Annotated in this window: 11 protein-coding genes and 1 pseudogene; 10 read left to right on the top strand and 2 right to left on the bottom strand. The window is 37.5% G+C overall.

The genetic code is table 11. From position 1 onward, the window contains the following. The first annotated feature begins 154 nt into the window (after positions 1-154). From G7074_RS04630 to obgE, 10 genes and pseudogenes are all read left to right on the top strand, one after another. Positions 155-769 carry an RNA polymerase sigma-70 factor gene (locus tag G7074_RS04630; RefSeq protein WP_124558745.1) on the top strand — a complete coding sequence of 205 codons (615 nt, stop codon included), beginning with the start codon at positions 155-157 and terminating at the stop codon, positions 767-769. 65 nt (positions 770-834) lie between these two features. Continuing rightward, on the top strand, positions 835-2049 hold the full coding sequence (locus G7074_RS04625; protein WP_124558746.1) for a FecR family protein: 1215 nt from the start codon (positions 835-837) through the stop codon (positions 2047-2049). Between the two features lie 201 nt (positions 2050-2250). Then, the gene (locus G7074_RS04620) at positions 2251-3219 is read left to right on the top strand and encodes an STN domain-containing protein (RefSeq protein ID WP_166207171.1); all 969 of its coding nucleotides are present in this window, start codon (positions 2251-2253) and stop codon (positions 3217-3219) included. After that, positions 3153-5405, top strand: a complete 2253-nt coding sequence (locus G7074_RS04615) for a SusC/RagA family TonB-linked outer membrane protein (protein ID WP_166212328.1) — start codon at positions 3153-3155, stop codon at positions 5403-5405. Before G7074_RS04620 ends, G7074_RS04615 begins: the two co-directional genes overlap by 67 nt. A 53-nt stretch (positions 5406-5458) precedes the next feature. Beyond that, positions 5459-5776, top strand: coding sequence for a hypothetical protein (locus G7074_RS04610; protein WP_166207168.1), 318 nt, complete (start codon positions 5459-5461; stop codon positions 5774-5776). A 4-nt stretch (positions 5777-5780) separates the two neighbouring features. Then, positions 5781-7235, top strand: coding sequence for a RagB/SusD family nutrient uptake outer membrane protein (locus G7074_RS04605; RefSeq protein ID WP_124558748.1), 1455 nt, complete (start codon positions 5781-5783; stop codon positions 7233-7235). Positions 7236-7260: 25 nt separating this feature from the next. After that, positions 7261-7911 (top strand): hypothetical protein, encoded by a 651-nt coding sequence (locus G7074_RS04600; RefSeq protein ID WP_166207165.1) that lies wholly within the window; start codon positions 7261-7263, stop codon positions 7909-7911. A gap of 44 nt (positions 7912-7955) precedes the next feature. Continuing rightward, positions 7956-8909, top strand: a complete 954-nt coding sequence (locus tag G7074_RS04595) for a DUF5007 domain-containing protein (protein WP_124558750.1) — start codon at positions 7956-7958, stop codon at positions 8907-8909. Positions 8910-9657: 748 nt separating this feature from the next. Further along, positions 9658-10247 (top strand): annotated as a pseudogene (locus tag G7074_RS04590) (adenylate kinase). A gap of 155 nt (positions 10248-10402) precedes the next feature. Further along, on the top strand, positions 10403-11398 hold the full coding sequence (gene obgE / locus G7074_RS04585) for a GTPase ObgE (RefSeq protein ID WP_124558752.1): 996 nt from the start codon (positions 10403-10405) through the stop codon (positions 11396-11398). A gap of 15 nt (positions 11399-11413) precedes the next feature. Here the strand turns inward: obgE and G7074_RS04580 are convergent, their stop codons facing one another. Together G7074_RS04580 and G7074_RS04575 are read right to left on the bottom strand one after the other, a co-directional pair. Continuing rightward, positions 11414-11833 carry a thiol-disulfide oxidoreductase DCC family protein gene (locus tag G7074_RS04580; RefSeq protein ID WP_124558753.1) on the bottom strand — a complete coding sequence of 140 codons (420 nt, stop codon included), beginning with the start codon at positions 11831-11833 and terminating at the stop codon, positions 11414-11416. Then, on the bottom strand, positions 11818-12639 hold the full coding sequence (locus G7074_RS04575) for a hypothetical protein (RefSeq protein WP_124558754.1): 822 nt from the start codon (positions 12637-12639) through the stop codon (positions 11818-11820). The genes G7074_RS04580 and G7074_RS04575 overlap by 16 nt, the downstream gene beginning before the upstream one ends. Between the last annotated feature and the right edge of the window lie 2 nt (positions 12640-12641).

Genomic DNA, 12641 nt, shown 5'->3' with positions numbered 1-12641 from the left:
ATATTTCTACAAGTTATTATCAAACACGTTTTCAGAAGAAACCAATATTCTTGATTCAATCCTGATATAAATATATTTTATGGGATCAGCTATATTAATGTTACATTAAATTATTATGTTTGATTGTGTAAACAAATAAAATATAAAGCTTAGAATGAAAGGCAAGGGTGTAAACGCACTGGTAGGGGAAAATTTGTTGCTGCAGGAAGCTTCTTTTGGCTGTCGCATTGCTTTTACAAAGCTCTATGTTTTTTATCTTCCAAAATTGTATCAATATGTTTGCCCATTTGTTCATTATTCAAAAGAGGATACTGAAGAGATTCTTCACGATATGTTTATGAAAATATGGGAAAGGAAGGAAGATTTGTCAACAATAAAATCTTTCAATAGCTATTTGTACACCATGGCCAGGAACAAATTGGTTAATGTGCACGAGCATAGCAAGGTTAGACAAAAAGCTATTGATTATATTTTTCATCACCGCGATCTCGTCGCAAATAATACTGATGACAATTTCATTTATGCTCAATATAACGAAATTATTCAACGCGCTATAAATGCACTTCCACCCAAGCGCAAACATGTCTTTGAAATGAGTATTCGGGAAGAACTTTCCCAGGATGAAATTGCGGCAAGATTGAACATTTCCAAATCAATGGTTAAAAAGCAACTGTATGCCGCTACAAAATATTTAAAAGAGTACCTTAAAATTCATGCAGATCTCACTGCATTTATTGCTGTTTGTATTACTACCAAAATTTTACATTAATTTTTTTGTCCAGGGGTGTCCAATCCCCAGCTCTTCCTGTCTTACTATTAAATCGGATTATAATCATGAATTTGGAGGAAGTAAAGCAGTTATTAGAGTTAAGCTTATCAGGGAACTTTACAAAGCAACAGCAAGATGCTTTAGCGGAGTTGCTTGATCGCGCCGATAGATCTGAATTACTTATAGTTTTGTATTGGTGGGAGGAAATGCTGGAACAAAGAAATGATCATTCAGTTGTAGATGCTGGATTAATTTCAAGAATCGAGGATGGTTTAAATCATATTGAAAGGCCTGTAATCCCATTTCCAATAAAAGAACCAAAGTCTTATAAGAAGAGTTTTAAGATGGCATGGGCAATTGCTGCTTCTTTATTTTTGATTTTGTCGGCAGGTTTATTTTACTATTACACCAGTAGCAATAGGCCATTTGATAAGCAGGTAAGGCGGAGTCTGGTTTTAAATGATATTAAACCTGGGGGAAATAAGGCGATATTAATACTTAGTGATGGAACAAAAGTAAACCTCAATGATGTACATACTGGAGGGGTTGTTGCCAATCAAGAAGGGATTAAAATTATTAAGAAACAGGATGGCCAGTTGGTTTACAATATGGTGGGTAGTAGCGAACTGAATAAGCCCGGGCTGTATAATACTATACAGACGCCTTTAGGAGGGCAGTATCGGGTAAATCTTCCTGATGGAACAAGTGTGTGGCTAAATGCAGGATCTTCGTTAAGATACCCAGTGAATTTTGATAGTGGTGAAAGAAGGGTAGAACTAATCGGTGAAGGTTATTTTGAGGTGGCTAGGGATACTGAGAAACCATTTAGGGTACAAACCAGAGGACAGATTGTTGAAGTTCTGGGTACGCATTTTAATATCAATAGCTATGAAGAGGAAGCTCTTACGAAGACCTCCTTATTGGAGGGAAGTGTAAGGGTTCGCTCATTAATTAATAAAAGAACGGTTGTTTTACTTCCCGGACAGCAATCACAGTTTAATGAATATACTTTAAAGGTTAAAAATGTCGATGTGAATGAGGTTGCAGCTTGGAAAGACGGCTTTTTTGTTTTTAATGATGAAAGTGCCGAAACGGTAATGCGTAAAATAGCGCGTTGGTATGATCTGGAAGTGATTTATGAGAATAACATTAGTAATATAGATTTTGCGGGTTCAGTAACACGCTATAAAAATGTTTCTGAAATTATTAAAACACTGGAATTAACTGGTCTGGTGCATTTTAAACTAGATGGGCGAAAGCTCACCGTATTTGCGAATTGATATCTTCCTATGAAAACTAAATAAATAATCAAATCAACAAACTAAACTAAATCATATGAAGAGATAACAACGCACCACTTAAAGGTTATCTGGATAAAAAACCGGGAGATGTCGCAACCACCTCCGCGGTCGATTTTGTCTGGACCTAAACCAAATGAATTTTCTAAGAACATTTATTATCAATCCAAACTAAACAAAAGTATGAATAAAAATATTCATTGCTGGCCGCGCTATGAAAATAGTCGGCTGTATAATAAAAAACAGATCATCATGCGCGTAAAATTGACCGTTGTGATAATGATTGCTGCATTTTTACAGGTCAGTGCAAATGGATTTGCCCAAAATATCACATTAGCTGAAAAAAATGCCTCAGTAGAGCAGCTTTTAATTAAAATTAAAAAGCAAAGTGGATATACATTTTTATATAGTCCGCGGCTAATAAAACAAACCAAGCCAGTTTCACTTACTGTAACAAATGAACCTTTAATTTCTGTACTGGAAAAGTGCTTTGAGGGCCAGCCGCTAACATTCGTGGTTAATCAGAACACCATAGTTGTAAGAAAACGTGAAGAGGAATCTCCATTGGGTGGCATTCAGTTCAAACTTATCAAAGGAAGAGTCGTTGATATTAAGGGCTTACCTTTACCTGGGGTAACAGTTAGAGTAAAGGACAAAAATACAACGAAAATTAGCGATTCAAATGGAGAATTCAGCATAGATGCTGAAGACGGTGACGTACTGATTTTAACTTACATTGGCTATAAAAGAAAAGAAGTATCTGTAAAAGGGTCACAAAATTTAAAAATTGTTCTGGAAGGGGACGAATCAGATCTGACTGATGTGGTTGTTATTGGTTATGGCAAACAAGATAAGCACAATAATCCAAGTTCTATTAGTCACGTTGATGGAGAAAAATTACAAAACAGACCAAGTGGTTCTATCGAAAGCTTACTGCAAGGTCTTGCTCCAGGATTAATCGTTCAAAACAATTCCGGTCAACCGGGTGGACGAAGCAATATCTCTATAAGGGGATTGTCAGATTTTTCTAGTTCAGCGAATTCAAATGTAGTAAGTACACCCTTATTTATTATTGATGGGGTACCATTAGATCAGGATTCTTTCAATCCTTCAAATCCCAGACAAGCTATTTCAAGTGTTTTAGGGGGTTAAACCCGTTTGATGTTGAGAGCGTAGATGTATTAAAAGATGCGGCTGCAACAGCAATCTATGGTTCAAGGGGGGCAAATGGAGTAATTATCATCACCACAAAACGTGGAAAGGCAGGTAAGCCTGTTGTAACTTTAAACACACAATTTGGGGGTAGCACACCGCCTCAGCTTAGAGCTACGTATGGCGGAGCAGCAGAGCGAAATTTTAAATTATACTTATTTAATTCCTATCAAAGTTCGAAAGTAGGTGGTGGAACTTCCAGCCCACCAATTGAATTAACAGACAGTTTAAACAGCTTCTACAACAATTCTACCAACTGGCAAGAGCTCTATTTTAGAAATGCAACATTGTATAACATTAACCTTGGCATTAGTGGCGCAACCGAAAATGCCAGTTACCGTTTAGGTGCGGATTATTATAATGAAAAAGGTGTTGTGTTAAATTCTGGTTACAAACGTTATTCATTAACATATCAAGGCATTTTCAACCCAACCAAAAAACTAACTTTTACAGGTAGGGTAAATGTTAATCAGCAGGATGCAGGTCAGCGTCGTGGAGATACATTCAATGCTGCAGTAGTTGGGAATAACTTTTCTTCTTCATTTGCTCCTGGACCTAATTCAGGTTACTATGATGCGTTTTTACAGTCTTACAACAAAGGTGTGAATATTGATCTAACCAGAAATCTCTCAGCGCAGTTAGAAGGAAGTTTCGATGTAACTGATTATCTTAATGTATCTTCCAGAGGTTCAGCTCGCTATCAGTTCTATCGTACAAGAAATTTCAACCCTTCGGCAGCAAATTTAAACGGTAAAGCATCAGCCTCATATTATTCGCAGGAAACCCTGGATTTGTTAAGTGAAACCAATATCAGATTACACCATACTTTTGCAAATGCACATACCTTTGATTTCTTGGTTGGTAATACAATTAACACAAACACTAACGATAATATTTTTGGTGCTGGGGTGAATGGACCAAACGATGCTCAGCAAGTTATTCAAGGTTATTCCCAATCAGATATTACTTTACAGACAAATAATATCACTTACGGACTATTATCTTATTACTCAAGGCTCTCTTACGATTTTAAAAAGAAATATATTTTTCAGGGAGTAATTAGGAGAGATGGTTCATCCAAATTTGGTAAAGATAAACAGTGGGGGTCTTTTCTGTCGGCCTCTGCAGCATGGGTTTTTACCAAAGAAAATTTCTTTGCAAATCATGTGGGTAGCTGGTTTAACTTCGGTAAGTTAAGAGCTAGTATTGGAACTGCAGGACAGCAATATCAGGATAACTACTTGGCTTTAGGTGCATATAACACCGGGGCGGGTAGCGGTGCTCTCGGAACCTATAATGGATCGCCAATATTGGCACCAAATTATTCAGGGGCAAATGGTTTGCAAATTCCTGATTTAACTTGGCAAACCTCAAAAGACTACGGTGTAGGTTTAGATTTGGAGTTTTTTAATAGCAGGTTAACTGCAACTTTTGATTATTATCATAAAGCAAAAGACGGATTCTTGTTTACAACTCCTTTAAATAGCACAAGTGGATATACTCAAAAGAGTGTTAATAGCGGGGCGGTATTGAATACAGGTTTTGAAGCTGGCATTACAGGCTATTTGACAGCACCTGCGAAGAGGTTGCAATACAGCATGACATTAATCGCCACAACAAATAAAAATCAATTAACCAAACTTCCAGATTTTGGAAGAAGTATTTCCAGATCAGGTTATGCCATTGGGCAGCCATATTTACAAATTGGTAAGCCATTAAATGGTTTTTATCTATTGAAATATCTTGGTGTCTTTCCTGATGAGGCGTCTGTGCCAATTAATCCTTATACAGGTGCTAAATTGCGGCCAGTAGGTCCTTTTGCATCTCAGGATCCCTATCATGCAGGAGATATATATTTGCTTGATGTAGATGGAGATGGCAGAATTGATGGGTCTGGAAATAGTGATCGGGTTTACATGGGAGACCCTAATCCCAAGGTTACCGGAAGTTTTTCAAATACGATTTCTTTTCGTCTAAAAAATAACTCATCATTTCAATTTAGCTTCCTGTTAAATTACTCAATAGGGAACAAAGTATATAATAAAGTGCTGGCAGATCGAATTCAGTCGGTAAGCTGGACAGCCAGTAATAATGTAAATTATCCCGGGGGCAACGCAATTTGCTAGATGTTTCCAATTTAGATGTATGGACCCCAACTCATACCAATGCGAAATACCCCGTGTTAAACCCTTGGCGTTATTATCTATTCTCAAGCTATGATTTTATTGGTAATTATGAAACCAATACCTCGTTGTTTTTAGAGGATGGAAGCTTTGTAAGGTTGAGCAATGTAACATTTGGATACGATTTTTCACCTAAGTTTTTGCAAAAAGCTAAAATTAGAAGATTACGTGTTTTTGGTGGATTGGAGAACGTTTTCCTTATAACAAAGTATTCTGGCGTTGACCCAGAAAACGTAGATAATTTTGGCTACGATATTGGTAATGGATACCCTGTGCCAAAGAAATTTAATTTAGGTTTCAATTTTGAATTTTAATCTCATGAAAAAAAATAAATTAACTAAAATAGCAAGCCTATTTTTAATATGCGGTTTACTTCTCTTTTCGTGTCAAAAAGTACTCAATCCCGATGTGGTGCAAGTGCCTACGGCTGATAACGCAATTCAAACCGCGGCCGATGTGGATAAAGCTATTGCTGCTGCGTATTCGTTTTTACGCGTAGTGGTGCCAGATAAAGTGTTTTTATTTAGTGATGTGCGCGCAAATACATTCGAAAGCTATAGTCAGTCTAGCAACACCAGGCCGGAAACTTTAATTGCGACCAATACCATTGCACCGCTATTAAATAATGGTGGTGGAGATTGGAGCGGATTTTATAGAGTTATCGCACAATGTAATCTAGTGTTGGAGAAGATACCTACAATTCAAAATTATGATGAGACTGCTAGACGCCGGAGTTTGGGTGAGGCATGCTTTTTAAGAGGATTGAGCTATTTTTATCTTACTCGCCTTTGGGGAGATGTTCCAGTTAACCTTAGCGCGGTGAATATTGATAATATTGCAAGGATGCCACAGACGCAGGTTTTTGATCAGATAAAAAAGGATTTAGATGTAGCAATTGCCAATCTGGCACCCTCATATTCTGTTGGAGATCGGGCAGTGAGGGCAACCAAAGGTGCAGCTTGGGCAATAAAAGCCCATGTTTTGGCTTGGGTTCAAGATTATCCTGGTGCAGAAAAACTTTGCGATAGTGTTATTAACAATGGACAGTATAGCCTTGTTACCGATACCTCCCAATTGTTAAAAATATTTATCGGAAAATCTCAAGAAGGTATTTTTGAATTAAATTTTGATGCTACATTAAAAGAAGTGCAAAAAAATAAAGTATACAATCGTACTTTAGGAAGACCATGGTACACCGATCAGTCTGACGGCGGCGGCGGAACAGAAAAGTTTCTGCTATGCCCACCTCCAGCATTGTTAACACAAATGTTTCCAGCTAATGCAAAAGATGGACGTAAATCTACGTGGTTAACTAATTCGGTTAAAAACTTTGATCCTTCCCGTCCTTACTTAGGCAAGTACAGAACTTTACAGGTTCAAGGTGATACCTCCTCTCAAAATATCAATGAATCAAACATTATCATTACCCGCTTGGCCGATATTATGTTGCTAAGGGCAGAGGCTTTAGCAAGTACACAAGTAAATAGACCTGGAGATGCTATAATCTGGTTAAATAAGGTAAGGGCAAGAGCAAAGGCAAGGGAATATACAAGTGGAGGCAGTCTTCAGGATACCATTTTGCTTGAGCGTAGAAAAGAGTTGCTAGGCGAGGGACAAACATTTTTTGACTACGTTAGAACCAGAAAACTTGCGGCTTATTCCAAGATAACTCAGGCAGATTGGTATACGAAAGGTGCATGGCTGCTGCCAATCAATCAGACGATAATATCCCAAAGTGGATATGTAATCACCCAAAATACCTTCTGGCAGTAATTGTTAAATTTTATTTAAAATTAGTATGAAAAATTATATATCAAAAACGAAATTCATAATTGCTATTGGCATTTTATGTTTCGCAATTGCTTCATGCCAAAAGAAAGATTATTTTAATGATGGTGGAATATCAAGGCAATCAGATCTTGAAAAAAATATGTCCACCTATGATTTTTTGGCGAGCAGACAAAATCATATGTTCGATTCATTAGTTAAAATCATCAACCTGACAAATGGGAAAGCACTTGTGAATCAATCTAATATTACATTTTATGCGTGTCCGAATTCAGCAGTGATGAGGTTTCAACGTAGGTTCTTACCTTCCGATAAGCAGGCACCCAGGCCATTGAGTAAAATTGGTGTAGACACTTTAACTATGTTATTGAAGAGATTTATTCTAGTGAATGATCAGGTTTCTTTAGACCGCGCTGTTTCCGATAAGAATAAGGCTTATAAAGACTATAACACAGATAGTTTAATTATTTACGGTGTTAGTGGTATTACCAATCCAGGTAGTTCGGTGAGAACTAGTGCAGATTATATGATTTATGAGCATCGAAAAATAAAACTTAAAGATTCTATCAATTATACAGCCGGTATGCAAACCCATAATTTAGTGACCGCAAATGCCATTTTACATGTTTTAGGTGATGGTGCGAATTTTGGTGGGGGTTAAAACTGAAATATTTTAGAATTAACGATAATTAATAGAAAATTATTATGAGAAGAATTTATTTGAGTTCTTGTTTGCTATTTGTAATAGGAATAGCACTACTTATAGGATGTAAGAAGGACGAAAAGATTGGATTTATTAGTCCGGCAATAGCATATACTACGAAAACTTTAACTGTGGTTACCGGACGGGGAATCATTATGTCGGCAGCTTTAGCTTTAGATGAATCCACTAAACCAATAGAAGCTAGTATCCTCTCTATTCATGATGAAAATGGTAAAGAATTTACCGAGTTAATGAATTATAAAGTGGATACCTATTATTGGACTGGTACACCTACTGGTTTAGAGACCTCGTTGGATCAAATTAATAAGATCAGGGTTCCTATTAAAAGGCCTGCAATAGATATTAATCCAACCAATGGTCAAATTATTATTTATGCCGAAGCAAAGGATGCTACTATTTTTCCTCAGGGGCGTTATATTTTTGATATAAAAGTTAAAAATAGTGGTGGCGAGCTTGTCATTAAGAATGCATTAACAATAAATACAACACCTGCGGGACCTTATTCTTATGCCTTTTCGGGAGTGGATGGAATAAGTGGCCTTGATGTTAAAATTGAAAAAACTTCAGCTTCAACTGGCCCTACTAAGCTCATTGTTAAAACGTTAAAGATGGATGGCACCCCAATAGACCCTAAAACACTTTTAGGTTATGATTATGGTACAGCAGCAAATCCAAACTTAAAGGATTGGCATAATTTAGGTCTTCAGAAAATAGATAAGTATACAGAGTTTTCTGACCGTTTGGAGATTGAAACACCTGGAGTTCCTATACCGGTTATTGGTGGTTTACCAACGGGTAATGGAATTCCGGTCTGGTCTGAACGAATAGATATGTACAACAACAGCAGTGCTATCGGAAAATACTTTAATTATTGGTTCGATTTTGCGATTTACGAACCTGGAACCTGGAATATTACGATTCAACTAAAGTATTAACGCTCATTTTTTGTTTAGTATTAGTTTGCCCATCGATAATCGGTGGGCATTTTTTTTCTGGCAGAATCATGGAAAACTTGCTGTGGAACTGAAGCAGATGCCAGGATTATTATCTTAGCTCGGGTGGTTATGGTACCACCGCCTTAATGAATATATCTCCTAACAGTGATGAATAGACTGATGGAAAATATCCAAAAGTTCAGTGATTTTAAGCAATGGGTCGATCAGTTACATCAACAAAATCCAGCCTTATTAAAAAAACAAAATCTTTATCGCCATGCAGAGGTACAACTCCAGGTATGCAGCTAATAAACTAAACAACGGCGGTTATAACAGCTATTTTCTGCCAATGAGGTGACAATTACTGCAACAATTGAAATCGAACTGGGGTAAAATAAAAAAATGATGGATTCGTTGCTGTGCAAATGCTGATTTCTAGGTTTATAATCGTACTTTTAGTTAAGTGTATAACTGATTATTTGGTAGATGGAGGTTGAGCGCTAAAGAATATTCTGTAAAATATAAATATGGCACAAGATTCTTTGCGAAATAAGAGAAATGTCATTAAAACAGCTCTTTTTTAAATAAATTGTCAATTATAAATGGCATCTAAATTAATAATTATATATTTGCAGCCTCGAATGTACATCATTATTTAATTGATTATTAAACTAAGCTGTACGTTATTTTTGATAGAGCCATAGGAATAAGGCTTTTTTTAATTTTGAAGACAACCTAAACAACCTGAATGCTTAATTTAGTACTCTTTGGCCCTCCGGGGCGGGTAAAGGCACCCAATCTGAAAAGCTGATTGCAAAATATCAGTTGGTACACGTTTCAACAGGCGATCTTTTTAGAGCACACGTTAAAGGCGAAACCGAATTAGGAAAAAAAGTAAGTCAGTTGCTGGCAGATGGAGAATTGGTTCCGGATGCAATTACAATTGCCATGCTTGAAGAAGAGGTGGATAAAAATCCTGATGCAAAAGGATTTGTATTTGACGGATTTCCACGGACTGTTCCACAAGCAAAAGAGCTTGATTTATTTTTAGAGCGTAAAGGAAGCAAAATTGCAGGTGTTATTGCTTTAGATGTTGATCAGGATGAATTGACCAAGCGTATAGCTGAGCGCCACAAAGTAAGCGGCAGGCCGGATGATGACGCTGAAAAACTAAAAAAACGGATTTCAGAATATTTCGATAAAACCATCCATGTTTTGCCTTACTATGAAGAACAAGGTAAGCTAAGTAAGGTGAATGGTATTGGTGAAATTGAAACGATTTACAGCAATCTTTGCGAGGTGATCGATCAGTTCAGCAGCGGTATCGAAGTAAAATAAATAGCTGCAAAGCAAATCAAAGTGCCGGATTATTTTTCCGGTGCTGCAGTATAAAAAACATAAGAAGAGTTATAATGTTAAAACGTTATAACTCTTTAATTTTAACGGAACTGTTATTGCAACGTTAAAACATTAAAACTTTCAACAATAATAATATGTCACAGGGTTCAAATTTCGTAGATTATGTAAAAATCTGTTGCCGTTCTGGTAAAGGCGGTGCAGGTTCGGCACATTTACATCGTGATATTTTAACGTCTATGGGTGGTCCTGATGGCGGTGATGGTGGCCGTGGCGGTCACATTATCGTTAAAGGAAGTATCCATATCTGGACATTGTTACACCTTAAATACCGCAAGCATATTATTGCCGAAGATGGTGGTGCTGGTGGCAGTTCGCATAAATTTGGTAAACAAGGCAAAGACGAAATATTAGAAGTACCCCTTGGCACTATTGCGCGTGATGCAGAAACAGGAGAGATACTTTTTGAAATAACTAAAGACGGCGAAACCAAAATTTTAACGGCTGGTGGTCGTGGAGGATTGGGTAACGCACACTTTAAAAGTGCAACACAGCAAACACCGCGTTTTGCACAACCGGGCGAGCAAGGCCAGGAGCTTTGGAACATCCTGGAATTGAAAGTTTTGGCCGATGTTGGTTTAGTAGGCTTCCCAAATGCAGGTAAATCTACTTTACTTTCAGTAGTTTCGGCAGCGAAGCCCGAAATAGCAGATTATCCTTTTACTACCATCGTACCCAATTTGGGCATTGTAAGTTATAGAGGAGGCAAATCATTTGTAATGGCCGATATTCCGGGCATTATTGAAGGTGCTTCGAAAGGTAAAGGCCTAGGCTACCGTTTTTTACGTCACATTGAACGTAATTCGGTGTTGCTTTTTATGGTGCCGGCCGATACCAGTCGTTCGATAAAAGAGGAATATGCAATTCTGAAACGAGAGCTGGAATCGTATAACCCTGAATTAATGCAAAAGCCCCATGTACTGGCCATAACCAAATCGGATATGCTGGATGAGGAACTGATGACAGAAATGAAACAGGATTTACCTAAAATACCATCTATTTTTATTTCTTCTGTAGCAGAAAAGAATATCCTTGAACTAAAAGATATGCTTTGGAAAGCCATTGAAGGCTAACCACCACTTTTTATTTTAAGTTAAAAATCTGCTCCTAACTTCCTCCGTTGGGAGCATGCAGCTTTCTGTTCGTCCGAATAAGGTATAACGTTTCTTAGCTAAGGCTTCGTACAGCCAGTTCCTTGAAATGTCCGGAATCAGATAGGCCACATTGACTAATGGCGACCACCATGCATTCAGGTTTTTCAGAATATAGAGTACTGCTTTCGATTGGGTAAGAAATCCGTTTTCCCTGACTACAATAATGCTGTTCAGCTTTTCAAAATCGGTTTTATGTATTTCGCTTAACGTGGCTGAAGTATTGCTTTGTAAAGGCGCAAAATGAAACTTGTTGCGATGATCGTATGCAATAACATAATTGATATAGCTATTACAGAAATTGCATACCCCATCAAACAGGATAATATCTTTCGGTGTATTTAAAACAGGTGCCATGAAATTTGGTGGTTAACAAAATAAATTGCCGGATAGGTTGCCATAAAGGCCCAAAAGAAAGAGTTTAGTCCCATAATCACTGCCGTGAAAAAGTGAAAAATAAATCCCCATACCAGAAATATCAGCGCAAAGGGCCAGGGTAAAAATAGGCATAGCGGAAATATAGTTTCCATAATAATAACATTCCAACATAAGAAAAGATTGGCTGCCGGATATTTTTGTAAGAAAAGTGTAGCCTTTTTCGAACCATAGGTTTTGGTAGAGAATACATCTTTAATCGCTGTTCCCGAGCGCCACTCAGCCGAAACCAGTTTGGCAATGCCTGCAACAGCGTATGAAAGGCAGGCCTGAAGCGCAATAAACCAAAGCCCAATATCCCTTAATTTGCTAGTGGCCAGTGCCGGCATATTGCATAAAATGAGGGTAATAATAATCAGCATACTCATCTGGTCAGAACCATCACTACCATAATGGGTAACCAGCGTGGCAAGGAGTAAGCTCAGTCCTAATAAACTAATCAATATCCACCCAACTGTACTTTGTAAGGGAAAAAACAAAAGTCCGGTAATGAGTAAGCACCTGATGAAAAACAACATGGCCAGGCCAGGAACACTGAACAGTTTAAAGAAAGGTTTAAGAAAAGGTCTTTGGTTTTCTTTGGTCCACTTTAGCTGCATCACATTCCAGGATAGCAGCCCGTTAGGAGAAAATATCTGTACTTTTTTAAGGTATTCTAAGGTAGAGATCAGTAAACCCACGCTGAGTATGATCAATACAATTTGCGATGTGTTGTTAAATAAAGTCATGG

The sequence above is a fragment of the Pedobacter sp. HDW13 genome (assembly GCF_011303555.1).
Classification (GTDB): Bacteria; Bacteroidota; Bacteroidia; order Sphingobacteriales; family Sphingobacteriaceae; genus Pedobacter.
The sequence above is the reverse complement of the archived record's forward strand: the minus strand, read 5'-3'. Positions and strand labels throughout refer to the sequence as shown.